This is a genomic window from Telluria sp. BA11 (assembly GCF_056680305.1).
Genome location: NZ_JBWXQA010000002.1, coordinates 130526 through 157497 on the forward strand (window position 1 = coordinate 130526; position 26972 = coordinate 157497).

Consider the following 26972-nt stretch of genomic DNA (forward strand, 5'->3'; position numbering starts at 1 on the left):
GCATCTGGCGCCTCGTTCGGGCGGTACGATGCATCATTCGGGACGTTCAAAGGTGTTCTCCTTGCAGTTCAGTATAAGTAGGTCGAATACGCTGGATGTCCTCCTCGGCAGTCAGGCGCACAATATTTGAGCTCCGACGTCTTGGCGATCAGTACATTCAGGTCGTGGCGGTTCCGTTGCCAAAGCTGGCCATCAAACCGTCGAACACGGTCGAGGCCGCGTCCAGCAGTGCGTCGTCCTGGGCAAGGCTTTCGCGCATCCCGGCCAGCACGCTTTCGATGCCGGCGGCCTCTGGCGGCTGCACACCCCCGACATCGAGGTAATGCACCAACTGGCCGATCCGCCGGATGGCAGGTTGATCCAGTCCAAAGCTTTCGGCCAGCACCTCGAAGGTGACGCGGTTGCCGATATGGCTGAATGCCGCCCCATCGAAATCGAAGCCGATGGCGTCCGATGGGCAGTCTCCAGGGCTGGCCAGCCATTGGAAGTAGGCGCGGCGGTCGATGAAGCGCCGGATCAGCCAGGCGCTAGCTAGGCGATCCACCCACGGCCGCTGCCGCGTCGCCCAGATGCGCCCTTGGTAGTCCTCACACCGCAGTCGGCCGATCTCTCCTTCAGCCGACTGCGGTTCATCCGGCGACAGGGTTCGGGCACAGGCGAGTTCAAGCTCGCGTAGTGCGCAATCGACCTGTCGCTGTGGCTCGTCGGGAAAGAAATCGATCGCGACCAGAGCTGCAAAGGACTTGCGCAGCTTGCGCGTCTGCTTGAGCGTCTCCTGCACGTTAGCGGAGTCCAGCTCGCTTCGCCTCTGTGTGATCTCGGGTAACAAGGCGGCGTAATCCTGGCTACGGTCAAACAGCCGAGCGTAGTCCGTGTCATCGGCGGCTTCGGCATTCAATACATATGCCGAACCTCCACCGGAGACCACCTCGGCAGCCACTGCCGCCAGCGTCGAATGGCAGGCTTGGCAGTGCGGCATCAAGTACACGCCGTCACGTAGCACGGTGGCGCCGGCCGCTTTGAGTGCCCGCCAGGCACGCTGGCGGACAGTGGCATTCTCGGTGGGTAGGGAGAGAATTAAGGCAATTAGTTGCATGACGTAGAGTATAAATCAATAAAGACTTATACTCTACAAACTTTATGACGATGGCTGATACGAGGGTTGCCAGGATTACGATTTTTCGCAAAAACATGCCCAACCCATTGTTCCAAAATGGGAAAGTTTTCAATCTCGGGAGTGCCGCTTTGCACAGCGCACCCGGCTCAGGTCAAAATGTCCGGTTGCTGGCGAAGGTGATACCGCCCTGCGCTCGATCGGCCGGTCCTGACGCCCGCCATTTTCGACACCAAATTATTCCCAAAAATATTCAAGCCGGCCCGGCGCTACGGCTTCTTGCGCCTGCCGCCGGCGTTCTTGCCCGCAGAGCCTTCGATTTGCTTCCGTAGCTGGGCGTTTTCGTCTTCCAGCTCGGTGACACGCGTGTCGAGGCGCACGTTCTCGTGCTCGGCCTTGTCCAGCAGATCGGCCCCCATCGCGGCGTCCATGTGCTCGCGGCTGGCCATCTCACGCGCGGCGCCCAGCTGCTCGCGCAAGGTGTAGACCTCGCCCAGGTGCTCCTTCGCCTCGCCATTGGTGCGCTCGACCTGAATCTGCAATCCCTGCTTCTCCGCGCGTAGGACGGCCACCGCCTGCTGGTGCTCCTGCAGGTAGGTGCGCAGCTGCTGGGCGTCGTGCTCCAGCGTGCCGATGCGCGCTTCGAAGCCCTGCCGGTCACTCTGCCGCTGCGCGGCCGCCTTCTCCTGGAAGTGATCGAACTGGTGCCGGGCCTGCGCCAGCTGGTCGGTCAGCAGCCGGACCTCGGCCGCCCGGTCCGCCAGGCGCTGGGTGAGGCCGTCGTTCTCTGCCCGCAGGGCCGCGATCGCTACAGCGCCGTGCTGCCGCTCGTCGCGCTCGTGCGCGAGCGCCGCCTTCACCTCGGCCACTTCGGCAAGGAGCGTGTCCCGCTCGGCGCGCAGCTGGCGGCCGCCGGCGCGTTCCATCTCCAGCTGCTGACCGTCTTCTTGACGGGCCTTGTCGTGCGCGGCGCGCAACTGCTCAACCTGCGCCTGCGCGCCGGCCTCCAGACGCTGATACACACCCTTGACGGCTTCCAGCAGGTCGGCGGGCAGGCCGGCGCCGGCGGCGGCCGTCTCGCCTTGGTGCTGCGCTTTCCACTGCTTGAGCATGGGCGCGATGGTGCCCTTGCTGCCGGTGTCGCCAAGCGCGGCGCGGACGGTGTCCACGGTGGGGTTGGTGCCGGCGGCCGCCAGCTGGGTGGCGGCCTTGACCACCTGGGAGAAAAGAATGCCTGCGCGCGCCATGGTGGGCCTTTCGCGAAATTAAGTAACGTATTCCATAATACGTAATATCACGATATATTACGCTGTGTGTTTTTCGCCGTCACGCGCCAATTTACGCTTCGATAATGTTCGTTACAGCAGGCTATACCACCGGCGGCGTGCTATGCTGGCCGTAATCCCGTTATGAGCGCGCAATTGCGCGACGCCCGCCATGGCCACCACGCCCGCCGTCACCGATATGCCCGATACCGGGTCGGCACCGGCTATCCGTACCGCTGTTACGCCGCAGGACGACCACAACCACGCCGCGCGGCACCGCGTCTTTCTGGCTGCCGCCACGTCCGACAACACGCGCCAGGCGTACCGCTCCGCAGTTAAGCACTACCTGGACTGGGGCGGCGTGCTGCCGGCAAACGAGCCAGCCGTTATCCGCTATCTGGTGCGCTACGCCGACACGCTCAACCCACGCACCCTGGCGCTGCGCCTGACGGCGCTCTCGCAATGGCACGTCCACCAGGGCTTCGCCGATCCGGCCGCCACGCCGACTGTGCGCAAGACCTTGGCCGGGATCGCGCGCACCAATGGCCGCCCGAAGAAGAAGGCCAAGGCGCTGCCGATCGAAGATCTGGAGCTGATCGTGGCGAACCTGGCCAGCCTGGGCACGCTGAAGGCGGCGCGCGATAACGCGCTGCTGCAGGTGGGCTTCTTCGGGGGATTCCGGCGCAGCGAGCTGGTGGGCATCAAGGTCGACCACATCACCTGGGAAGCGCAGGGGATCACGCTCACGCTGCCACGCTCGAAGACGGATCAGACCGGCGAGGGCGTGGCCAAGGCGATCCCCTACAGCGCTGGGCCGTGCTGCCCAGCGACGGCGTTGCGGACATGGCTGGACGCTGCCGGCGTGGCCAGCGGCCCGGTCTTCCGGTCGATCAGCAAGTGGGGCGTGGTGGGCGCCGATCGCCTGAATCCGGCCAGCGTCAACACCATCTTGGCCGGCGCCGCCCAGCTGGCCAAGCTCGGCTACGTGCCGGAACTGTCCAGCCACAGCCTGCGGCGCGGCATGGCCACCAGCGCGCATCGCGCCGGCGCCGAGTTTCGCGACATAAAGAAGCAAGGTGGTTGGCGCCACGACGGCACGGTTCAGGGCTATATTGAAGAAGCGGGGTTGTTCGAGGAGAATGCGGCGGGTAGTTTGTTGCGTTCGCGCACCAGGACCAGCGGCTGAACTGGCTGCGCGCCGGCGGCTGATCTCCGCTGGGATGCGTAAACTTACTATACAGGTATCGTAACTTTACCCATGCCGGCCTCTGGCCACCGGCTGACAGCGTCACACCCCAAGGGGAATGGCCGCATTTGAAATCAACGGCTTACGCGGTTCGACGGTAGCCAGAAGGGCTTAGCGCCCGATTTTTTCCGTTTTCCCTATTCGCCCCGTACCTAAAACTCCGTACTCGGGGCACCTTAATCTACCGACTCGGCGTCAAAGCCCCGTTTTCCCCGTCGAGTCTATATGTTTAGGTAAATCTTCATGGCCTACTCATCACGTCAATAGCTTTAGGTACAACGGAAGTATTTATGGATACGGAATCGCGTCGGATGTTCAGTGATGACAGACGAGACAACTGGCTGCAGCTCGCGGATCGGCGTGTGGGACTCGGGCCGCTGGCGTCAGGCCTGGCCTATTTGTCTGGCTTGCTTCGTGAGGGTCGCCGCTGACGACGCGCTGCCCGTGCCAAACCCAACTCCTCGCTGGCCGATTCCGATTTCGGCGCTGTTCGCTCAAGCCGTCCGCGAAGCTCAGTCACCCTGGCGCGCTCGGCGGCAAGCTGGCTACCCAGCTCCGCACTCTGGTGCGCGCTTTCCGCAGCCTGGCGGGCGGCTCGGTCGCGTTCGTCGGCCAGTAGTTCGGTCTTTGCTATATAGCCGCCGAGCTCTTGACTTTGCCTCGCAAGCTGGAACTGGGCCGTTTGAACCTGGCCCTGTATCCCTTCAATTCGGCAGGCGGACGCCTTGCGTTCTGCATCGAGCTGCTTCTGTAACCTAGACGTCGTCGTTCGCTCACGGTCCAGGTCAAGCAGTGTACGTTTTTCCAAGTCGGTGTAGCGTCTTTCGGCTTGGACAACGCGCCCCGTTATTTTGTCGATCTCGGTCACGTGTGCTGCGGACATTGAATCGATGAGGCCTTGCAGCCGTTCGATTTCTGCCAGCGATTCGACAAGCCGCTTCCCCGTCTCCCGCTCGACTGCTGCCCTCGCGCCTAGTTCTTCTCGCTGTTGCGCAACTGTCGCCTCAGCCGATGCAATCTGGGCGCGAGCGTTCTCGAACTGTGATAACAGTTGGGCGAATTGGTTTTCCAGTGTCGCCTTCTCGGCCAGTGCCGCTTCGCGCTCGACGACCACGCTCTGCTGCAAGGCTGCGATTGATTCGTCAGCCGCCTGGCGGGCCAACGACCAGATTTCCCCGACCAGTTGGCCGGCTGAATGCTTGACCTGGTCCGGCAAGTCCGCGTGCTGCAGGTCCACCCTGGCCCGTTCCCTGAGATCGCTCCAGAACCGCCTTAGTGCTTCGTTAGGCACAGACATGCTTCCCTTGCGGACGAACTGGTAGAGCGCATTCGTGGTCGGCGTTAGGCCGTATCTGAAAAACATGATGCTGCAGGCTTCCCGATACAGATCCGAGGTTCGCGGAAAGCGTTCACGAAGAGCGTCGATGTCGGCCTGCACGGCAACCGCTATCTGGGAATTGTCGGGCATGAAGGCCTCCATAGGTGTCGAGTAATACTACGTAAACCATATCTATTCTGTCGCCCTCTTCCGTAATTCTGACATTATTACCATTATGTCGGCTGACTCCATCACGGCCCTAGCACTAGTTGGTTTTGTCGCGTTAGCCGAGCGGTTGCCCCGATCGGGTAGACTACAACGCCGCACATTGACGGTCCAACATGCTCAGCTTCAAAGGAATGCGTTTCCCGATTGACGTTGTCCTGGTCTGCATACGATGGTACGTGGCCTACCCGCTCAGCTACCGGCACATCGAAGAACTCATGGAAGAGCGGGGCGTGTCGGTCGACCATTCGACGATCAACCGTTGGGCGATTCGTTTCCTGCCGTTGATTGAAACACAGTCACGAAAGCAAAAGCGGCGGGTCGGCGCTAGCTGGCGAATGGACGAGACGTACGTCAAGGTCAAGGGCGTCTGGATGTATCTCTACCGTGCAGTCGACAAGGAAGGAAAGACCGTCGATTTCCTGCTGACAGCACATCGTGACACGGCCGCTGCCAAGCGTTTCTTTGAGAAAGCCATGCGGGAGAACGGTGTGCCGGAGAAGATCGCGATGGACAAGAGCGGAGCCAACAAGGCCGCGATCGACGAAATTAACGGCGCGATGGCTGTCCCGGTCACCATACGGCAGGTCAAGTACCTCAACAATATAGTGGAGCAGGACCACCGCGCAATCAAGCGCGTGATCAGGCCAATGCTGGGCTTCAAGTCCTTTCGTGCAGCGGCCAACGTGCTCGCCGGCATCGAGCTCATGCACATGATCCGCAAGGGCCAGTTCAGGATTGAAGGCGTTGCTCCCACATCGTTCGCCGACCAATTTTATGCGTTGGCAGGACAAATCCGTCCAGTTTGAAGGCGGCAAAATCCTCGCCAGCAAATCTGAGCCTCAAATCGCTAACGCGACACAACCCGTTTTTACACAGCCTGGGCCGATAGCGGACGTCCGATATATCTCCGTGTATGGAACTGGTTGCCTTCAGAGCAAGTCACAGGCGCCGCTATGCGCTCTTAGTCTGCTGCGATCGCGTTTATCCAGTCCTCACTGGTGATTTCCAAACGTTTGAGGATGTTGGCCGCTAAGAACGCTGGGATGGTCGGATTGACACCATAATGGTTACCGAGGCGAAAAGGCCGCTTCGCTTTGCGCAGCAGTTTGATTTCTGACCCCTTCCCTTGCGCGATCTCGACGCCACAGCGTTCGAGCAGTTTGAAGAAGTAGCGCCTTCGCAGCTGTGCCAGTCGATTCTTGTTTGGATCCGCCGCATCCTTCGGCTCGGTCGCATCGACCTCAGCGCTAGACTGCTGCCCTTCCGACGCTTTGGCGAGGGTTACGTACAGTAGGACGTCGTCCGAAACACCGTTCGCTTCGGCTTCAGCAGGCTGAGAAATGGCCTGGTCTAGGTAGTAACGCTGAATACTAAGGTAATCCTGCACCAGCTGACCGTGGACTTGCTTGAGGAACCACCACGACAGGGTCACTGCTGCTTCGTAATCGAATACATTGTCGAGCGTGCGCCAAGGATGCATCCACCAGCTTATGCGCCCGTCGTACCCGACGTTCAAAGCGCCGCGCATGAAATTCGTGTGGATACCGCGGCGCAAGCCCTCGGCATCGTCGCACACCATGATGCGCCCGCAGCCATTCGGCGCTAGAAAGGAAAACGCTGCCATGCAGCTCGTCCCTGGAATGCTGAACATATAGCGTTCGGTGCGATCGCTCGACAGCAGATAGGGATAGGCCTCCTTCAGGTCGTCAAACATGTGCTGGTACTGCTGACGCTGTCGCTCGAGATCTGGCAGTGTCGAGTTGCTGCGCAGCGCCGTCAATAGCGGTCTCACGATAACGTTGTCCATATACGCTACTGGTTCTACCGCGTAAAGACTGAGTATCGAACTGAAGCGCTCTTGGTCTCTGGGCGACGACATCTCGCGCGCCACCGTGAGCTCAGGCTGGTGAGCTGGCGATGCATCATGCGACAAGGTACAGTGTCCCGGCTTAAATACCATGACGTCGAGCAGTTGGAAAGGCAGGAGGTCGACGATGGCTTCCCAGATGAGCGAGTGCAGGCGGTCACCGCCATGCACGATCTGTTGGTCGATCGGCGCCACGATCGTGTCGTAAGCATTCAGAAAAGTACGATATGGATCGTTGCGTGCCTGATGGCGCAGTTTAAAGTTGACTTGCCGCGCTACCTCCGCTCCCCAGGCCAGCGCACGAGCATGCAAGTCGAGACAATCTGGATCACCCGTCAGGATGACCTCAGCTGTGCGGAAGCTGTAACCAATGTATTGGTTGTTCAGGTTGCGGGTTTCCTCCAGCAGGGCGATGCCGCTGTCACGCAGCTCTAATGAGATCAACTGCGACAGCGCCAGCGGCAGTTGCCTGACAGGCTGTTCGGCAATCACCCAATCGGCCGTCGTCGCTACGATATGCGCATAGTGGTCTTGCGCATACTTTGGGCGTCGGTTGAGGATCTTGGTCATGTCCTCTTTTACCTTACGGCGCACTAGCTGCTGCTGTGGGGTCAGGACGGTCGTGGGAATTAAGGCAGAGCTTGTCATGGTTTCGAGATCGTTGTTAACTGTCGGCGGCTGCTGGCGCATGGATGAGACCTACATCAAGGTCAAGGGCGTCTGGAAATACCTCTACCGCTCCGTCGACAAGCAGGGCAAAACCGTCGACTTCTTGCTGACGGCGAAGCGGGACATGGCTGCGGTGAAGCGCTTCTTCGACAAGCCATAGGAGCGAACGGCGTTTCAGACAATGTCGCGCTGGACAAGAGCTGCGCCAACAGGGCGGCCATAGATGCGGTCAACGCCGGCCGCAACGTGCCGATCCTTATCCGCCAGGTTAAATACCTCAACAACATTGTCGAGCAGAACCATCGCGCCATCAAGCGGGTGACCAGGCCGATGCTCAACTTCAAATCATTCCGCGCAGCCGGCTCTGTGCTTGCCGGCATCGAGCTGATCCACATGATCCGCAAAGGCCAGTTCGCAATCGACGGTGCCGCGGCCATGTCGTTCGCCGACCAATTTACTACGGTGGCAGGAATGATCCGTGCAGCTTGAGCGGTGCAGGCCGGATCGGGGTAAATTCCGCTGTTTGACCAACAACGCGACAGAACCGAAAGAATTGCATTCTCTGCAATAATTTCCGAGCCGCCGGTAATCCCCCATTTTAGAGCGATCTAAAAGTAGAGGTTAAGCGGTTATTTCACAGTGATAATAAAATTTCCATGAAGAAATACTTGGTTTATAATTCAACGAAACAGTAATTTTTTTTGCTTACAAGTCATTGGTACGCGTGGGCTGACTATTTACTGGCTTCGTAGCGCGTACGCTGCCGCAGCTTCAACTAGCACATCACTTTACAAGGGTTACGATTCGATGTCTATTTTTAATGTCCTTAACGAGCAGGGCTTAGGGCTCAGTGAGCAGCAAAAGCGCCAGATCGAAGCCAAGCTTGGCGAAATGCTTGAGTACAAGGCGAAGATTGGCGTGCTTGGTAAAACAGGAGCCGGAAAGTCGTCGCTGTGCAATGCGCTGTTCGGCCAGCAGATCTGCGAAGTATCAAACGTCGCTGCGTGTACCCGGAGCCCACAAGAAGTCTTAATTGAAATTGGAAGTGGCGAAGGCATTACGTTGGTGGATGTACCCGGCGTCGGCGAGAGCCGTGAGCGTGATGAGGAGTATGGCGCCCTGTATCGTAAATTGCTGCCGAAGCTTGATGCGGTGCTGTGGGTGCTTAAGGCAGACGATCGTGCGTATTCGGTCGACATCGAGTTTTATAACAATCTCGTGAAACCGTATCTAGGGAAACGCTGATCAATTGACGATTTTGGCGTCTCCGAGGTTTTTTGGCGACGCGGTCGCGCTCCAGCTGCGATCTCGTTTTTTAGAGATCACTACAGCCTGTTTTTATGCGTTATAGCGGTATTCCTTGCGCCTTTTGGCGCTCAGGACGCAACTCGGGTTTCAGTGACCCTAAATCGTCGCCCAGCCAGCACTAAATTGGCGAAGCCAAACAATGTAAACAGTTGCGCAGTGTTCTTCGCCAGGCCGCGGTAGCGCGTCTTTCGATGACGGAACAGGTTCTTGATGACATGGAACGGATGCTCGACTTTCGCGCGCACGCTGGCCTTCAGATGCTCCAGTTTTTCCGTCATGCGGCCCAGTTTGTTTTTGGGCAGCGCCTTGCGTTTGGAGCGCTTCATGGCGACATGCCAGGTCACCGCTTTGCCAACATTTTCCGGGCGCTTCTCCACGCCCTGATAGCCGGCGTCGCCGATCGCAGCGGTCTCGTCTCCATGCAAAAGCGCATGTGCTTGCGTCACGTCGGAGACATTGCCAGCCGTGCCCACGACGGTGTGCACCAAGCCAGACGCAGCATCAACGCCGATGTGCGCTTTCATCCCGAAGTGCCAGTCATTGCCCTTCTTCGATTGGTGCATCTCCGGATCACGCTTGCCATCCTTGTTCTTCGTCGACGGTGGCGCGGCGATCAGCGTGGCGTCAACAATGGTCCCCTCGCGCATCATCAAACCCTTTTCGGCGAGGTGTCGGTTGATCGTATCGAAGATCTGGCGCGTCAGATCTTTTGCTTCGAGCAGGTGACGAAACTTGAGCAGCGTCGTCGCGTCTGGCGCCGACTCGCGGCCCAGATCGATGCCGACGAAAGCGCGAATGGACTGGCTGTCGTAGATCGCATCTTCAATGCCCTCGTCCGACAAACCGAAGCATTGTTGGGCCACATACATCCGCAGCATTCGCGCCAGCCCGATCGGTGGACGGCCAGCGCCTTCGACCTTCGGATAGAACGGCTCGACCAGTTTGTGCAGCTTGCTCCACGGTGTCACGCTATCGATCTCAGCGAGAAAAAGGTCGCGCCGCGTGAGCTTTTTCTTGGCGGCGTATTCGAGGTCGGAGAAGCTCTTTTGCATGATCGATGGCGGGCGAGGAACGTAGCGTCATTGTCTCAGGTTGTGGCACCGGCGGGAACCGGAGCGGCCGAATTAATCAGCGTCTCCCTAGAGCGCGGCATTCCGTTCATCGTCGTGCTGAACCAGGCTGACAAAATCGAGCCCTTTAGGGAGTGGAACGTCAACGAGCGCCGTCCAGGTTCCGCGCAAGCGAAAAACATCGATGCCAAGGTGATGGACGTGGCTGCTAGCTTCGGACTGAAACAATCGCAGATCATCCCAGTGTCGGCAGAAGAAAAATACGGTCTTAGTCGTTTAGTAGATGAACTGATCTTCTCCTTGCCGGACGACAAGAAGGTTTCGGTGTTTAAGGAAATCCCGAAGGAAAATATCTCCGCTGAGGCGACTGAAAACGTTAAGGGCTCGCTCTTGCGTAGGATCGAAGGAATCGTCAAGGGTGGCGCAACAGGCGCAGCGATTGGCGCTAAATACCTTGGCAAGCCCGGCGCCATTGCAGGCGCCGTTATTGGCGCGATCGGTGGCCTATTCGCCTGGTGGTAAGTACCCATGCTACGTTGCGAAATACGGTTTGAGCGGCCGGTTGAAAAACTTGCATCATCACGCAGCGCCTTCGGTTTCCTGCGCGACTGCGTGCCGAGTCCGGCGCATGCGACTGCCTGGAACCGTGGGGACACAACCTCGGTAGACATTGGCGTAGTTGCTGTCGGTAAAACTGGCTATGGCAAGTCGACTAGCCTGAACGCATTGCTCGGCGTACGTGCGTTCGCCACCAGCGACACGAGCGGCTGCACGCGGACGATGCAGTCCGTCGAGTACCGGTTTGCTGGGACCAACACGGCGCATTATTTCTCGTTCTCTGATCTGCCTGGCATTGGCGAGAATCTAAAGCTGGATCGGGAATACATGGCGCTCTACCGCGAGGCGCTCGGAACGGCGCAAGTCGTGCTGTATTTTGTCCGAGCCGACCAGCGAGACTTCAGTATCGACCAGCGCGTCTTTGATGAGCTAATCGGCAAATCTGATGTGAAGAACAAGGTCATTCTTGTGGTCAACGCCATCGACAAGATCGAGCCGCTCAACCGCAGGCTACCGTTCGCACCCAACCGCGCGCAACTCGAAGCGCTTCGTGAAAAAATTGATTACCTGTCAGTCATGTTCGGTATCGGTACTGACGACATCATTCCCATTGCTGGAGCGACCGGCTTCAACCTTGACGCCTTGGCCTCGGCCATCGCACGCAGGGTCGGACCATACGTTGGTGCCAGCAGGCAAACTGTCGCACGCTTGCCGGTTGCGAGTCGGGCGCAGCTTCAGACGATTGCTGAATTCCTTCCCAGTTCGCTCTATCCTGCTGCTAGGGCTGCGGCCGAGCAGGCGGGTGATACGTCGTTGTCGGCGACCCTGGCTCATCTAGGCTTTCTCGCAGCATCGGCCGGAGCCTTCTCGCAGCAAGACTGATTTCGGAATCAGCTAGGCAGCACCTAGCACCGCTCCGGGCTCCGTCGCATTAGCGAACGCCGGCGGGCCGGTCGGGTAAACTGCGGTGCCGAATCCAGGACGAATCGAAATGCTCAACTTCAAAGGGATGCGCTTTCCGATCGATGTGATCCTGGTCTGCATCCGCTGATATGCAGCTTACCCGCTGAGCTACCGGCACCTCGAGGAAATAATGGAAGAGCGCGGCGTGTCGGTCGACCATTCATCGATCAACCGGTGGGCGATTCGTTTCCTGCCGCTCGTAGAGAAGATGGCGCGGAAACAGAAGCGCCCGGTCGGGGGGAGCTGGCGCATGGATGAGACGTACATCAAGGTTGAGGTCGTCTGGAAATACCTCTACCGCGCTGTCGATAAGCAGGGCAAGACCGTCGACTTCCTGCTGACGGCAAAGCACGACGTGGCGGCGGCGAAGCGCTTCTTCGACAAAGCTACGGAAGCAGACGGCGATCCAAACAAAGTCGCGATAGACAAGAGCGGCGCCAACAAAGCGGCCATGGATGCGATCAACGCTGCTTGCGACGTGCCGATCCTTGTGCGCCAAGTTAAATACCTCAACAACATTGTCGAGCAGGACCATCGGGTTCTGTCGCATTAGTGAACGGGGCGGGCCGGTCGAGTAAACTGCGGTGCCGAATCCAGGACGAATCGGCATGCTCAACTTCAAAGGGATGCGCTTTCCGATCGATGTGATCTTGATCTGCATCCGCTGGTATGCATCCTACCCGCTGAGCTACCGGCACATCGAGGAGATCATGGAAGAGCGCGGCGTGTCGGTCGACCATTCGTCGATCAATCGGTGGACGACCTTTACCGCGCCGTCGATAAGCATGGCAAGACCGTCGACTTCCTGCTGACGGCGAAGCGCGACATGGCCGCGGCGAAGCGCTTCTTTGACAAAGCTATGGGAGAGAACGGCGATCCAATTAAAGTCGCGATGGACAAGAGCGGCGCCAACAAGGCGGCCATGGATGCGCTCAACGCCGGCCGCGACGTGCCGATCCTTGTGCGCCAGGTTAAATACCTCAACAACATTGTCGAGCAGGATCACCGCGCCATCAAGCGGGTGACCATGCTGATGCTCAACTTCAAATCGTTCCGGTCCGCCAGCTCCGTGCTCGCCGGCATCGAACTGATGCACATGATCCGCAAGGGCCAGTGGATGAGGTGGCGGCGGAACTCGGGCGACAGGAACGCGGCGCCGAGGCGGTTCAGCTGCGTGATGTCTCCCCGCATTGGCTGCGTCACACCTTTGCCAAGGCCCTGATCGTACGGGGACGGGATATCCGGGTGGTGGCTGAGTCACTGGGCCATGCCAGCGTGACGACGACGATGGCCTACACCCGGCAGAGCGCTCTCGACCAGATCCGGGAATACGGAAAAGACGGTGATCAGGACTTGGCTATCCAAGTGGCGTCACCTAATGTTTCGTAATCGTCAGGTGGATGTTCGATTTCCTCGGTCTGTATCTACTGACATACCAGGACAGTCCATCGACCTGCACAAAATAAGCTCAGCGTGCCCGAGTGTGAGCTGGACGGTTTCCAAGTCGCCTTCTTGCTAGATTAGCCTCGACGACGTCGTGCTTATGCCGCTGTTTGAAGGTCCCCCCGTATGCCGACGCCCGTATACAGCTCTAGCCGTATCCATCAATGCCCATGGGCCAGGTCGTAGCCGGACCGGGGGCGCGCCCCCCCCCCCCCGACTGCGAAAGCGAATCCTTCGGTAAATCGCGGGACTCAGCTGGGGTTGCTTGTAGTAGCCTCTGCACACATTAGCGATCACCCGTTCTTTTTCGACGAAGCACTGGTCTGTCCGCGTCAGATACTCGCACATCAGGCGGCTCGCCTTGAGGCCAACTCTCGCAAACGAACGGCTACCTTCGGCACCAGATCCGCGAGTCCCTCTTCATTCGGCAAATACCTGACGTGGCGGATATGCCGCAGGTCGAATGGGACATCGGAATCATGTTGGGCGATGAGGATCACGTCTTTGCCCAACGTATGTGCAATGCCAGCTTCGTAAAACACGTTAGCATTTTTTCCAGATAGGTCGCAAATGACTACTCCTGCCGTGCTGATTAGCTTCACAACATCCTGGATGATGGTGTCGTGATCCCAGATATCGTCAGCGCGTGAGCATTGCATACCAGCATCTGTAGCAGCTCGTTGCAAAGCGGCGTAGACCCGATTAAATCCAGTGTTGAACGGCATCATCACGCTCACCAAGTCTTCTGCTACCGGCTCATCTGGAAGATCGAACGCGGTCGGCTTGATGCGTCCGACTCCTTCTGTGAAGAGCACACGGAACAGGTCCGCGTCTTTCACGGCCCAGTGATTCGTGCCGAAGTCGCCGAAGCCCCGTTTGTTCACAGAGAAGTGCAACTGAGGCGCCAGTCGTTCAAGTACGGCGTTGGGGATAGGTGGAACGTCTGGGTCGAGTGTATATTCAATGTTGAAAACGCGCGAGCCACGGCGTACCTTAGTGATCCTTCCAATCCTGGCCAGTACGGAGCGGGTCGGATCCCAGCTGGACTCGTTCGTGATCACTGCCGGCATCGACATCAGAGCGGCCTCGTCAGGTATACCGTCCGGCGCGAAGCGCCTCTCCAAATCCTCATCGGTGTACTGGAATACGCGATCGTGGCCAAGTTCCAAAGTCCCACGTGGCTCGGTGACGGTCATACCGGTGACTAGAAAATTAAACATCAGCAAACCCCTTGAAAATTCGCCAGCGTTGCTAGAGCCTGACCAAACGATTAAATGTTCGCAAGATTTTAACCCTACTACGGCTCGTCAGGTGTCTCCGCGCTACAGCGCGCCGAGCGGCGCAGAGCCTGTCCCTAGCGCAAGCGAGAACGTCAGCTAGGCGACGGCGTGTTCCCGCGTCCGTAGTGAGGGCGGATCGGAGAATGCCTGAAAGCCGTTGGGGCGTACGCTTTGTCTAGGGATTTGATGACGACAGTGCCCCCAACTTGCGGCGGACGGATGCTACGACTAGATGGCCTCTCGAGGTCCTTGAGCCATACCAGGTCGTGGGCCACAGCCGACCCGACTAGATCTACGCGTTCGACTAAGCGCTTTGCTCTTAATAATAATGTATTTTATCAAGAGTAAAACTCGTCCTGAAAAAGCCAGAGGCGTAACCTTGTGCTACCTAGAGCGCTTGAGAAACCTCGCTTGTTATAAAGTAACGAATCCGTACATGAGCCCCTGTGAGGCCCGCTATCAACGACCCGAAGCAATGGGATGGACTCCTCCTCCCCCTGAGGGCACGTAAGTGCCAAACTGGAGTTTCCACACAACCGGTTTGGAAAGAAGGAGTCCACCATGAAGCTTATCCGCGTTGGAGTCGATTTGGCAAAGAATGTATTTCAACTGCACGGCGTAGACCGCTCAGAAAAGACGGTCTGGCGGCGCAAGCTAGTGCGTGGTGACTGGATAAAGGCACTGCTCGACAGGATCCAGCCAGGCTGCGAGATCGGAATGGAAGCGTGTAGCGGCGCGCACCACTGGGCCCGGCTATTACAAGCAAAGGGATACACGGTGAAGTTGATCGCTCCGCAGTTCGTTAAGCCCTACGTCAAGAGCAACAAGAACGACGCGAACGATGCTGAAGCGATTTGTGAAGCGATGAGCCGGCCGAGCATGCGTTTTGTCGCAGTTAAAACCGTCGAGCAGCAGGATATCTAGGCCGTACACCGGGTGCGCTCGGGTCTGATGGATCAGCGCAAGGCGAAGGCCAACCAGCTGCGCGGTCTGGCATCCGAATATGGATTGGTGGCGCCGAAAGAACTGCTGCACTTGAGGTCGGCAATCCCGCGCTGGCTTGAGGATCAGGAAAACGGGTTAAGCGAACGCTTCGTCGGCTGTTGCGTGGACTGTGGCTTGATCTGCTGGCTTTCGACGAGCGTATCGAAGAACTCGACCGGGAGATCGAACAGCTTGCTCGGCAAGACCCAGTGGCTGTACGTTTGCAGCAAGTGCGTGGCATCGGGCCGCTTACCGCGACGGCATTGCTGGCAACGGTTGGCGACGCGAGTCAGTTTTCCAACGGTCGAGAGATGGCTGCTTCATTTGGGCTTACGCCCAAACAAAACAGCTCGGGTGGAAGGGAGCGATTGCTAGGTATTAGCAAGCGAGGCGATGCTTACCTATGCAGTTTGCTCGTGCATGGCGCCCGAGCTGTCATCCGAACGGCTCAGGCCAAAACAGATCGACTGAGCACCTGGGTAATGCGCATCGCAACGACGCGACATCCGAATATCGCCTCGGTAGCGTTAGCGAACAAAACTGCGCGCATAGCTTGGGCAATGCTGACCAAAGGAACCGATTATCGACCTCAAACAGCCTAAGCACAGCAGCGGTAGAGATCACTGAAGAAGTAGCCGAACCACGATTGAATGACAAGCCGCATGATGGCCAAGAGGTCGAACCGGCGCTGATGAAACCCGATAACGTCTGAGGCCTCCGAGCCCGTCGAAGCGATAGGGAGTCAGTGCGCGAATAGCCCATCAGGGTCCAGCACCTGGGACAGGTGCAGTAGTACGAGACCGGATATACGTGAGCAGTCGTACCTCACGGCCTGAAGACGGATTGTTTGCAAACGAGGAGGAGTCCATATACGGACATCATTCAAGATACGGGATCGGCCAACGGTTCAACTCTTGTTTCCTACATGGCGCAAATAAGGATCCTTACTACAAGCCATTTCTCTAAGAGCTAGTCGCGACTGAACAGCGCGCGGCGACGATTCAGCGATACGCGAACAAGCAGAGCATAAGTGCACTGGCGAGCCTTTACGGCGTCACACGTGCGACGGTCCCAAGCATTGTGAAGCGAGGCCGGACAGCTGAGGCGGGCTCAACATGATCGGCATGCGCAAGAGCTGAAGGCGGACTGAGCTGGCGGTCGGGAGCTGCCGAACCTTCTTCACTATCTCAACAGGGTTGCACCAGAACCAGTGAGAACAAGCCCTTGCCCGCAGTGTTCATGACTCCCGAAATGGCGCACCGCTTCCGCCAGAATTAAGTCATAAGCCCTTGACTATAAATGGTTTATTTCAGTATATTATTTAGCAACTATCACTTCAACCATCAAATTTCGCCTTACCTTTGGGTATACATTGCCGGTAGCGGGCATCTAGACGCTTCCTTACTATCCGCCTAGTCATGTAGGCCCGAACTGGGATCAATCGTGCGCCGTTAGGGGCGATTGAGCGCCACACCGTGTACTTCGGCAGCAAATTTTCTTTTGAGCTGCGTGTCTAACCGTTTAACGGCTTGTCTGCCATGATTGGTTCAGTAGCCATACGGCGCACGCAACAGCTACGCCGCACAACGGCAAATTTCCATACCCAAGGTACGTTACCCACGTAGATCTTGTCCGTCGCGCATTCGTGACGTGACCTGCCCCTACGGCGCTGAAATTAAGTACCCAGAATATTTGACGGCTGACCTTACACCGGAATCGTTGTGGAGATAGAATTAATGAACCGTGCCTGGCACGGTTATATCCTGTTAACGATGCATCGACGTGAGAGAGCTAAAGGCGTGAGAAAAAATGATTGACTACCGCATATTTTTGTCATCGCCCGGAGATTGCGAAGATGAACGCCAATCTGTGCATCGGGTTGTCAAGCGTCTAAACGACGACCCGATCGTAAGGTCTTTCGCTCACGTGAGCGTGATAGCTTGGGATTGGAACGCTGGCATTCCGTTCGAGGCGTTAAGATCACCACAGGTGTCAGTTAACACGCTATTACCTGTCCCAGAGCAGTGTAATCTATTTCTTGGGATTTTCCGCTGTAGGTTTGGGACACCAATGCCTTTAAGCGATTTCCGAAAACCTGACGGAACTCAATACCTTTCAGGGACTGAATACGAATTCTACCGTGCTTGGGAAGCCCGCCGAAAAGGCGCAGAGTTGCCAGAAGTGCTTATTTATCGATGGAAGCCTGATGCCGGTAGTAGCTGTCCAGATGATGAGCAGTACCAAAACCAAGAAGCTTTTTTTAAGCGAGCGCCCTTCCAAGAAGACGGAAAATGGTCAGGGTCATGCGGGAATTTCAAAGATACTGATGACTTTGTGAATCAGGTCGAGGCGCATCTACGAACACTCTTAAGCCAGCGCTATCCAGGGACTCAGTTGAAGCTCAGCGAGTGGGCCTGCCGCCAAGCAAGCATACTTACGACTAATGCGGGGCCACGCTACACTAAAGCAGCGCACGTTGCGACCGTAATCTCTGACGTCTTTGACTGGCTATTGGTCCGTAGGTCAGCAATCTCATCATTCGACTCGGCACTCGCACTCGTTTACAAGGCCGTTCCAACTACTCCTGATTTTTCGGAGTACCGTCAAGAGTTGGAAAACGCCGCTGCCAGTTTGCGGGAAAATTATGCATGGATGACGCTTCCAGATTTCTCGAAGACGAGTGAAATGCTTAAGAAGCTCAGAGATTATGCTTCTTCAGAATACGAGAAAAAATCTGCAGAATCTAAGGGCGCCGCAGACCGCGCTGCCTCGGAAAAGCAACAGCGAACTCTTCGTGAGCTCCGGGAAACGGTTGAGCGCGCGCGTGATGCGCATTCCCTACTAAAAAAGTATGCAGCTCTGGCGGAACGGCGTGTCTTGCTATTGAAAGGACCCGCTGGTCAGGGAAAAACGCACACCCTCGTTCACGAAATGAACAAAACGCTTCAGGATGGCGGCCTAGCGGTTGGCGTACTTGGACAGATGTTGAACGCGTCAGGAGGCCTCTGGCAAGCTTTTTGCGAACGACTCGATTGGAGCGGCAGCACCGACGAGCTGTTAGATTCACTCGAAAACGAAGCGGCCAACGCGAATCAGCGGGCTCTTATAGTATTTGATGCAATCAACGAGACGCCAGACCGACTCCGTTGGCGCAGAGAGCTTCTTGCAATGATCGAAGCGGTACAGCGGCGTCCGCATTTAGCGCTCGCAATTTCCGTGCGTTCCGATTATGCACGGCAAATGCTGCCCGTGGTGTCTGAATCCAGCGTAGAACCGTGGATATCCTGGGGACACCCTGGTTTTATTGGTATTGAGCCGGAAGCGCTTTCGAAATATTTTGAATTTTATGGCGTAACCGTTCCCGGCGCACCGCCGTTTGGCGAATTTAATAATCCACTATATGTTCAGCTTCTTGCAAAAAGCTTGACAAAGCGGGAACTCAATCATTGGCAGCCGTCTTGGTTAGATGTTTGGAATGCCTGGATGGAACGCATCGAGAGCGATGCCAAAGATGTATTAGGACTTGACGATCCTTCGAGACCTCAGCCTGTACGACGTATTATGAAGCGCCTTGCTAAAGCAATGGTTGAGTGCGGGAAATTTACAATTCCGCGTAGTGAAGCAGACGCGATTGCGGCCCAGATCAGCGGCAACACAAAGACGATAAGTTTTCTTTGTTCAGCAGGAGCCCTAATAGACCGGATCGACGAAGCAGACGAGGATGTTATAGAGTTCGGATTCGAGCGTCTCTCTGATACGTTCGTTGTGGATCAAATTCTGGCGCAAATTTTCAAAAATCTGCAAACGTCTGCAGAAAAGCTCGGCGCACTTAAGGCTGCCTTCGAAGTCGGTGGGCTTCTGCAACCGCTGGCGACAATAGAATGGTCAGATCACCCGTTATATAAAAGACGTGCCGGGCTTCTCGAAGCCTTGTGCCTAGCTACGCCGCGATCCACAGGGGTAGAGCTACCTGTTCTGATCGGTAGCAGTAGCAACGATGACTGGGAGCTCGCTGCTTCTTTCGTTGACAGCCTTCGATGGCGCTCGAATCCACGAGATTTCTGTGCTGACCTAACGGAATTGAGACGCCTGTGGCAGTCCAATTCACTTGAAATGAGTGAAGATGCGATATTGGACGACCTAATACGGTTCAGCATGATTCCGGGTCATCCCCTTGGCATGGACGAAATTATTCATCCGCAGCTGGTTTCTCAAGGATCTCCTGGCGAAAGAGATGCGATCTGGTCGACTAAGCTGGTCTCCCTATGGGAATCGGAAACGTCAAGCTTGCGGCAACTCGTCGAGTGGGCGCGCGATTCGGATCTATCGAATATCCACCCAGAAATAGCCCTACCGTCGGCGCGTCTCTTGGCGTGGATCTGCTCGACTTCCCAGCGCGCACTCAGAGAGTCCGCGATCAAGGGCCTTACTCGCGTTTTAGTTGCACGCCCTACAGTAGTCCCCGAGTTTCTGCCTGATTTTCTTGAGGTTAACGATCCGTACATTCTTGAGGCCGTGCTCGTCGCTACCTGGGGTGTTATTTTAGACGGACGCGATCCAGAAGTCTCAGCCACTGCAGCACAATTGGTATATCAGACGCAGTTTATTGAAGGAGCCCCTCGTTGGTGTCACGTAATTATTCGACATTACGTGCGTATCATTATAGAGGAGGCAGATAAGAGGGGGCTGCTGAGCAGGACTAGTGCTGACCATCGACTAATCTCGCCCCCATATCACAGCGTTTTACCCCTCAATCAAGTGCCAAGTAAAGCAGTACTTGAGGGTCTTGATTCCTCTCGTGGCTTTCTTGCGATTGTTTCCTCGAGCACCGGGTGGGATTTCTACCGGTACGTCATGGGCGGAAATTCAGCGTCAATACCATTTTCATGCACTCCCTTGGCCTCTTCTCAAGAGCCAAGCCGACCATTTACCCGCTCAGAAAATTTCATATCAGGGAATGCGCAACCTGATGTGTTTGATTTAGCTTTGGCAGGGCGATTTATTGCCTGGAATACCCTTTCACTTGGATGGACGTCTGAACGATTTGAAGATTTCGATACAGGTTATTTGACCAGAGAGCGTAGCCGAGTAAGTGAAGAGGGAAGAACTGAACGAATCGGTAAGAAATACCAATGGATCAGCTGGCATACCCTTTTGGCTTTTTTGGCGGACAATTATGAGATGCGTCCAGATTGGGATAAAACAGTTAAAGCATATGACGGTCCCGATCAATTAAGCCTACAGTTGTATGATCCAATCAGATGGCTTAAAGTCACAACGAAGTCCTTAGATTCCGATGGTATAGACCAGTTTTGGAAGCTCCCTATTCCGCCGAACTGGCCTCGACCCGAAATTGATGAGATGCGCCAGTGGATAAGGTCAACAAGTTTCGACTTACCGCCCATGCATATGGTGACATCTATTCCACAATTACCACCGAGTTGGGGAGATGGTCCTTGGATTCGGGTTTTTGCAGAGCATAGTTGGGAAACCGATTTCGCGCCGGGACATTGGGCGCTAGGCCGAGATTTTCGCGCAGATTTGTGGTGGCAGCTTTGGCCGGTCCTTATCGAGAACAAAGATCTTCCATCGCTGTTGGCGAGTATAGAAACGGCAGACGTCCGTGCTGCTCTTTGTGGAAGTGGAAGGATCGATCCGAACCAAAATTGGAACGTCCCCTTGGCGCATTGGCCAAATTCCCAGCTGGACTGGGATGTGGGATTTGATAAGTCCTCGGATAATGACCGAAGAAATAATTGGCTTCCATGTGCATCACGACCGTTCGTGGCTGAGTGCGGGCATCCGGATCGCCGGGACGAAAATGCGCCGTCCGTACTACCTGTGCCGTCACTTTTCAAAGAATTGAACTTACAGTTAGATTTTAAAAATGGTGTGATTCGGCACGAAAATGAGATCGTGTTTGGTCTAACCAGTGGACCCGAGGGAAGAGGAGTTCTTTTTGCGAAGGTTCGACCGCTGCTTGAACTTTTAAATTCTTCGCAATGTTCCCTCGTGTGGTTAATACGTGGTGAACGTCGTGCTTTTCAGAATTTAACAGGGCATGAGGATGGAACAACTGTGTGGGCTGACTTTTACGGCGTTGGATTGCTGCCGCAAACTGGTGATCCGACGGTTTTATTCTTGAGTAAAATAAATGTGGATACGTAGACTTAAAGTTCGTTCTGGTATTGACGTTTTGAGTGAGCGGCGCAATGGTGAAAATCACGGTTTCGTGTGCAGGCAGAAGGTGCGGCGAGCTCTACAAGTTTAAGAATCTTATTTAGGAGGTCATAATGGCGCAGGTAGATCAGTCAAGTTTATAGAACGAAGTTCAGCCGGGCGCGGTTTATCCGCCTCACGAGAAATGGCATGCGTATCTTGTCGACCATTATAAGCTTTATGTGGAGATGGACGGCAGGGTAAGTCAGTGGAGGACTACGGCAAACACCTATTTTTAAGTGTGAACTCTGCGATTTTGGCGTTTATTGTGTACTTGACCTCCAAGGAGGCCTTAGAGACGGTTTAAAAACTCGGAAGCAACTTTGATGTCTAAATGGTTCTGGGCGACGGGGGGACCCTATGTGGACAGCAGAGCAGCGAACACGGCATAAAGTTCGGGTACCTAAGGAGCGCAAGGGCTATCCAACCGATATCAGCGATCAGGAGTGGAAGCTCGTCGAGCCATTACTGCCGGGTGTAGCCCGTACCGGTCGGCCTCGCAAGACAGAACTTCGTCAGGTGATCAATGCGCTCCGTTATCTAGTGCGTTCCGGCTGTGAATGGCGCATGTTGCCGCACGATTTTCCTCCGTACCAAACGGTTTACTACTGGTTCCGTCGCTTGATACGACGCTTCCTTTTCCGGACGATCCACGACTCGGCCTTGATGCTTGACGGGATGTGCGAGCAGCGCGAAGTTGTTCCCTCGGCCGGCATCGCCGACAGTCAATCCGTCAAGGCGCCAGGCGCACGTGAGCGCGGCTATGACGCACACAAGAAAATCAGTGGGCGCAAGCGGCACATCGCAGTCGATACCGGCGGGCGACTGTTGGCGATGAATCTGACGCCGGCCAATGTCGCCGACTCGACAGGTGCGCAGTTGGTACTTGATGCTATCGTCAAGCGTTGGCCTTGGGTCAAGTACTTGTTTGGCGATGCTCCTTATGACCGACACACTCTGCTGGACAAAGCCGCTCATCTCGACTTTACCGTCAAAGTGGTGTGCGGTCTGCAGGGCTAGGACGGCTTTCAGATGCAACCGCGGCGCTGGGTCGTCGAGCGTACGTTTGCATGGCTGATGCGATACCGGCGCCTAGTCCGCGACTACGAGCAACGGCTCGACGTATCCGAAGCCATGATTTACATCGCCCTCGGCTCATCGTTATTACAAAGGATGCGTTTCCGGTGAGTTTTTAAACCGTCTCTTAGAGTATTTATGGGTGCTCGCAATTGTCGGAGGAGCCTTGACTGTGTTTTAGCATGCCGTGTTGTTTCGTATCGAAATCTAAATACCGCCAAGTGGAGTGTGACTGGTGCAAGAGTGAACGATCCGGAAACCGTGGTTGCCGCCGGGTTTTCAAATTTTTTAGCTCGTTTCCGTCTTGTAGTGTTTTCGTCCAGTTTTTTTCAGAGTTTTTGTAAAGTGTTTGTTAAGTATTTATCAAGTGTTTGTAAATTCTTTGTAGAGTTTTTGTTGAGTTCTGCTGGTCTGAGGCGGCGCTTGAATAGCGGCCGAGTTTTCTGAGCGCTAAATATCAAGGAATGCAGTTCGCCACCCTCTTCCAGATCAGCGAAATCAGTTAGCTCTACGGCCACGACGTTCTAGGAATCGATCGACGTCACACTAAGGAATCCTTAGGATGATCGATCCCCGTTTTGAGAGAAGTTTGGTGACACAGTTACGAATCCCTAATCCTAGGCAGGACAAGAACACGACAGCGGACGTAAGTCGTGAAGATGGTCGACGCTATCTACTAACCAATCGGCACACCGGCGAAACTCTTGGGACAAACATGAGACCGCGCGAGTTGATAAAACTTGTCTGGACTGTAGGCGGCCGAGACTACCATTTGAAGCCGAGGATAGATGCTGTTTTAAACGGCGCGAACCGAACCATTGGCGGATCCTATCCGGCCGCGGATTTGCGTAGTTCGGAGCGGGACCTTTATTTTAAGAATGGGGCAGCTCAGCCGTGGCGGAAGTCGACCATCACAGTATGGGGCTCCAGCGAACAAGAAGCGGGCCTTAACGCACTCGATGAGGGCTTTCGGCGAGCTGCTTGGACAGATGACGTCATCGTGCGAGTACAGGCCGGCGGACTTGAGTTCGACGATCGACACCCCATCGACAAAAAGCGTCAACTCGAGCGTCAGGACCAGGCGACTACAGGCCAGTTACCCAGCGAGGTCGTGACACGTAGAACAACGGGAGAGCGGGTGAAGATGCGCCGCTTTGAACTAGGGCTCTCCCAGGAAAAACTAGGCCAGCTTGCAGGCCTAACCCAGCCGACCATATCGGCGTTGGAGAAAAACCGGGCACACACCAGCGGTAGCTTCGCCTCCATCGCACAGGCATTACAAGTCAACGCGTTTTGGCTCGAGACCGGGCTGGGTGAGATGGAGTTATCTATCGCGCAGGTACCGAGTGATTTGGATACCGTCGTTGTGCCGTTCCTCCCATCAGAAGGGAACTGTGGCAGCACGTGCCTGGGTGCAAAACTCGACTATTCGCCGATTTGTATATGGACAGATCTGCTTTCGAAATGTCACGTCACGCCGGTTGGTCAACTGATCGCGACATACGAGGAGGGCAATTCAATGTCGAACTTCATCATGACGGGAGACATACTCGTTTTCAATACGGGCGCGCGTGCCATTAGCGACGGTAATGTTTATCTCATCGATACGCCTGACGGACCGCGCATGAAACGAATCAACAGACGCGCTGATGGGCGAGTTGTGCTTCGCAACGATAACCAAGATAAAGGACGATATCCCGATGAGGAATACACTGCTGAGCAGGCACAGAGCCTGTCGATAAAAGGAAAGCTCGTTTTACGAATTGCCGGCAGCTGAGCATCTGCAGTGCTTCACGTCAAATTCTCACGGGACCGGTATGTTCTCATACTGGGATGCAACGGCCGCGAAGGCGTCGGCTGGGCTGATTATGGTGTTTGCCGTGAGCGCGCATGCAGTGTGTAGGGCGGCCGCTGCCGCCTCTACTGGGTATATCACGTCAGCAGGGAAAGCCGCTGGTCGTCCTTAGAAGCGTGCGAGATCGCGCATAATTTAGGCGTGAGCAGGCAAAGTGTGGCGCGCATGTGGGGCGCTGCAAAGTTCATAAGTCTTCTCGAAGATATCACGGGCAACAACGCCAAGCTCTCCAGTATCATCCTCGACAACCCAATCGCCCCTCCGTCCAGACAGGTCACCACGATTACCTTCCAGCGTGAAAGTACAGGGAGCAGGAAGCTGTACAGCTTTTACAGATCGCGCGCGGCTGACGTATATCCCATCACTGCCCATTTGCAGACCCTCGCTGGGCTCGTACTTGTTTTCAAAAGCCGGACGCTCTACCGGCCATTGCTCGCCCGCCACGCCTGTAATGATGGCGCTGTTCGCTCCGTATTGTACTGTCCCCTCGAGCGTTTGCATTTCACCTGGGCGGCGGGCGAAGCTGACTTGGACCTGACCGATGCGTTTACGGGCGGTACGAACCTCGAGGTTTTCCCTAGTCAGGCTGAACATATGGCGGACGATCTCGTCGTCCTTCTTCTTTTCTTTCTCAGTGAGCACATCGAAAGGCTGCAAGCTTGCATTAAGCCGCACCATTCGTTCCCAGTGTTTCTCGGGTTTGTCGACGCCGAAGACATTTGCCGCTGAAAGGCTTTGTACACCTGTCAGACTTGACATGTCTTCTGGCCGCTTCTCAAGCTGCGCGAACCCCGCCGCAAACATGAATGCGCAGTAGCGTCGATGCTCTACGACCGAGAGGGATGCTTTAAGGGCATTCCAGACTTTGCGGGCTAAATCCACGGGTACGGCGGGTGGGTCCGCTATGGTCGACAATCGCTGACCTGGTGCTGCCAACAAGCGGTCGACCTTACTTTCCGCAACTCCACTGTAGCGCAGCTTAATGTAGGTATGGTCAGCGGCCTCGCGGTTCGAATCACGGATGAATTCCGGCAGAGCGGCCCAATCCTTTTCTGCGTATTCACTATAGCTCCGGCCGTGATAGATGACGGTGTTGATGTATTTGGCGAGCTCGTCGCGCTGCCCGTCGCACAGTACGTCGACCGCGTATTCCATGACTGTTGCTTCTGCTGGAACGCAAGAGAAGCCAGCGAATAGCTTTGTATTCTCAGTGGCATCTGACAGTCCGAGCGTCTGACTGAACTGCACTGCAACCGCACGGCTGCTTGTGCCCCCGGTGGCGGGGTAGCGGTTATAGCAGGCACAAAAATCACGCACCTCAGCCGCATTGCGGGCCGAATCCTCATGACAGGCCCACATCACCGCTGGGACACGACCAGCGGCAGCATTCTCGATGAGCTTTTTGGTCAATGCTTCCGTCAAGTAATTTGGAACGAGTACAACCTTCACGAGATGTTCGATCGACTGCGTCGTCCAGTCTGCCGGAATCTCATTCGAAAGGGGCTGCCAATCGATGTGTGGCGTCATGGTCTGCAAGTGTCGCGATGCCGTATCGACGTCTGGGTCTACCCAGAAAATGTGTAAGCGTCCATTGGCGCTGAAGTGGCCTATGCGTGCAGCACGGCGGATTAATTCTTGCGCCATCCGACCGGCGCCTGAGACGACGACGACTTGCGACATGGCGCCAACGTGGTCAGTGGGCATGAAGCGATCAGGGCTATACCGGATGAGCAATTCACGAGCCGCGATCTCGTAAATATCGAAGGACTCAACATCGACAGCTTTATGGCCAACTAAGCTGTACCAGCCAAGCCAGTCGCGCACCGCGCGACGTGCATCGTCTGACAGCAGGTGGACCCGCACCGATGTGGGCCCTCTCTCCCTCGGTTGCACTTCGAAAAATGCAAATAATTGCCGCGTAATCTGTAGATTGGTCTCATCGTCCCCCGTGCAGATGTAGACTTTGCGCGCGCGTGCGGCGTTGGCGCCAGCAAGGATTTCGTGGTCCCGACCGTCGCCGCGCAGCCAGGCGGGCGCGCGGTACGACGAGGCCTTCGTCCTTTCCTGGTGACGAGCCTGCGTATGCGCCGCCTCGGCCGTTGCGTTATAAGCAACGGCTGCTCCATGCAGATCAACGATCAGCACCCGGTTTCCCTGGGTTGCCAATGTTTCCGCAATCGATCGTCCTACCGAACCGCCGCCAATCACCAGCACCTCGGGTGGCTGAAACCGCGACTGTATCTGGACAAACAAAGGACTGATTTGTTCGTGAAACAGATTTTTGAGCAAGCCAACAGACGCAAAGGCAGGGATTACCAACTGGAGTGCTTTCATGCTCCAAAAATATTCGCTGCCTTGATCGGCCTCGTGGTCGTAGTTCAGGACGATGATCTGCAGCGCATGAAAAAGTGCCTCCGTCCAATGTTGGCCAAGCTGAGATAAAAGAATGGCTGCCACGAGCAGCGAGCCTGAAAGCCACCGAAACCAGTATCGGTAAAACAAATTAAG

At 55.9% G+C, this 26972-nt stretch carries 15 protein-coding genes and 6 pseudogenes; 14 read left to right on the top strand and 7 right to left on the bottom strand.

The features are described from left to right. Nucleotides 1-157: 157 nt before the first annotated feature. On the bottom strand, nt 158-1096 hold the full coding sequence (locus AC1MGT_RS23690; protein ID WP_103827480.1) for a chromate resistance protein ChrB domain-containing protein: 939 nt from the start codon (nt 1094-1096) through the stop codon (nt 158-160). 287 nt (nt 1097-1383) lie between these two features. Continuing rightward, nucleotides 1384-2361 (bottom strand): DNA-binding protein, encoded by a 978-nt coding sequence (locus AC1MGT_RS23695; protein ID WP_103243981.1) that lies wholly within the window; start codon nt 2359-2361, stop codon nt 1384-1386. 190 nt (nt 2362-2551) lie between these two features. Between AC1MGT_RS23695 and AC1MGT_RS23700 the strand changes: the two genes are divergently transcribed. After that, nucleotides 2552-3565, top strand: a complete 1014-nt coding sequence (locus AC1MGT_RS23700; RefSeq protein ID WP_103243980.1) for a tyrosine-type recombinase/integrase — start codon at nt 2552-2554, stop codon at nt 3563-3565. Between the two features lie 454 nt (nt 3566-4019). Here the strand turns inward: AC1MGT_RS23700 and AC1MGT_RS23705 are convergent, their stop codons facing one another. Further along, the gene (locus AC1MGT_RS23705) at nt 4020-5093 is read right to left on the bottom strand and encodes a DNA-binding protein (RefSeq protein ID WP_162819649.1); all 1074 of its coding nucleotides are present in this window, start codon (nt 5091-5093) and stop codon (nt 4020-4022) included. A gap of 191 nt (nt 5094-5284) precedes the next feature. On the opposite strand from AC1MGT_RS23705, the gene AC1MGT_RS23710 reads away from it, so the two are divergent. Further along, on the top strand, nt 5285-5977 hold the full coding sequence (locus AC1MGT_RS23710) for an IS6 family transposase (RefSeq protein ID WP_499504464.1): 693 nt from the start codon (nt 5285-5287) through the stop codon (nt 5975-5977). Nucleotides 5978-6132: 155 nt separating this feature from the next. On the opposite strand, the gene AC1MGT_RS23715 is transcribed toward AC1MGT_RS23710, so the two are convergent. Further along, entirely contained in the window at nt 6133-7728 is a 1596-nt protein-coding gene (locus AC1MGT_RS23715; RefSeq protein WP_499504504.1) for a hypothetical protein, read from the bottom strand. Between AC1MGT_RS23715 and AC1MGT_RS23720 the strand changes: the two are divergent. Both AC1MGT_RS23720 and AC1MGT_RS23725 read left to right on the top strand, forming a co-directional pair. Next, nucleotides 7721-8193 (top strand): annotated as a pseudogene (locus tag AC1MGT_RS23720) (DDE-type integrase/transposase/recombinase); the annotation flags it as partial. The gene AC1MGT_RS23715 and the pseudogene AC1MGT_RS23720 overlap by 8 nt on opposite strands. 321 nt (nt 8194-8514) lie before the next feature. Continuing rightward, complete coding sequence (locus AC1MGT_RS23725) at nt 8515-8952, top strand: GTPase family protein (RefSeq protein ID WP_499504465.1); 438 nt, start codon at nt 8515-8517, stop codon at nt 8950-8952. 131 nt (nt 8953-9083) lie between these two features. Here the strand turns inward: AC1MGT_RS23725 and AC1MGT_RS23730 are convergent, their stop codons facing one another. Next, nucleotides 9084-10067 carry an IS5 family transposase gene (locus AC1MGT_RS23730; RefSeq protein ID WP_499500361.1) on the bottom strand — a complete coding sequence of 328 codons (984 nt, stop codon included), beginning with the start codon at nt 10065-10067 and terminating at the stop codon, nt 9084-9086. Between the two features lie 30 nt (nt 10068-10097). Here AC1MGT_RS23730 and AC1MGT_RS23735 point away from each other — a divergent pair, with 30 nt between their 5' ends. The 5 genes and pseudogenes from AC1MGT_RS23735 to AC1MGT_RS23755 all read left to right on the top strand — a co-directional run bounded on the left by AC1MGT_RS23735 (nt 10098) and on the right by AC1MGT_RS23755 (nt 12995). Next, the gene (locus AC1MGT_RS23735) at nt 10098-10607 is read left to right on the top strand and encodes a hypothetical protein (RefSeq protein ID WP_499504466.1); all 510 of its coding nucleotides are present in this window, start codon (nt 10098-10100) and stop codon (nt 10605-10607) included. A 6-nt stretch (nt 10608-10613) separates the two neighbouring features. Further along, nucleotides 10614-11525, top strand: a complete 912-nt coding sequence (locus AC1MGT_RS23740) for a GTPase (RefSeq protein ID WP_499504467.1) — start codon at nt 10614-10616, stop codon at nt 11523-11525. A 109-nt stretch (nt 11526-11634) separates the two neighbouring features. Continuing rightward, a pseudogene (locus AC1MGT_RS23745) lies at nt 11635-12150 on the top strand (IS6 family transposase); the annotation flags it as partial. 64 nt (nt 12151-12214) lie between these two features. Beyond that, a pseudogene (locus tag AC1MGT_RS23750) lies at nt 12215-12828 on the top strand (IS6 family transposase). Further along, complete coding sequence (locus AC1MGT_RS23755) at nt 12729-12995, top strand: tyrosine-type recombinase/integrase (protein ID WP_499504468.1); 267 nt, start codon at nt 12729-12731, stop codon at nt 12993-12995. Before AC1MGT_RS23750 ends, AC1MGT_RS23755 begins: the two are co-directional and overlap by 100 nt. A gap of 401 nt (nt 12996-13396) precedes the next feature. Here the strand turns inward: AC1MGT_RS23755 and AC1MGT_RS23760 are convergent, their stop codons facing one another. Next, on the bottom strand, nt 13397-14269 hold the full coding sequence (locus AC1MGT_RS23760) for a hypothetical protein (RefSeq protein ID WP_499504469.1): 873 nt from the start codon (nt 14267-14269) through the stop codon (nt 13397-13399). A 621-nt stretch (nt 14270-14890) separates the two neighbouring features. Between AC1MGT_RS23760 and AC1MGT_RS23765 the strand changes: the two are divergent. From AC1MGT_RS23765 to AC1MGT_RS23785, 5 genes and pseudogenes are all read left to right on the top strand, one after another. Continuing rightward, nucleotides 14891-15915: pseudogene (locus AC1MGT_RS23765) on the top strand (IS110 family RNA-guided transposase). A 394-nt stretch (nt 15916-16309) separates the two neighbouring features. Then, a pseudogene (locus AC1MGT_RS23770) lies at nt 16310-16432 on the top strand (hypothetical protein); the annotation flags it as partial. 690 nt (nt 16433-17122) lie between these two features. After that, on the top strand, nt 17123-21481 hold the full coding sequence (locus tag AC1MGT_RS23775; protein ID WP_499504470.1) for a DUF4062 domain-containing protein: 4359 nt from the start codon (nt 17123-17125) through the stop codon (nt 21479-21481). A 411-nt stretch (nt 21482-21892) separates the two neighbouring features. Further along, nucleotides 21893-22720: pseudogene (locus AC1MGT_RS23780) on the top strand (IS5 family transposase). A gap of 451 nt (nt 22721-23171) precedes the next feature. Then, nucleotides 23172-24386 (top strand): XRE family transcriptional regulator, encoded by a 1215-nt coding sequence (locus AC1MGT_RS23785; protein WP_499504471.1) that lies wholly within the window; start codon nt 23172-23174, stop codon nt 24384-24386. 213 nt (nt 24387-24599) lie between these two features. On the opposite strand, the gene AC1MGT_RS23790 is transcribed toward AC1MGT_RS23785, so the two are convergent. Beyond that, entirely contained in the window at nt 24600-26921 is a 2322-nt protein-coding gene (locus AC1MGT_RS23790; protein WP_499504472.1) for an NAD-binding protein, read from the bottom strand. Between the last annotated feature and the right edge of the window lie 51 nt (nt 26922-26972).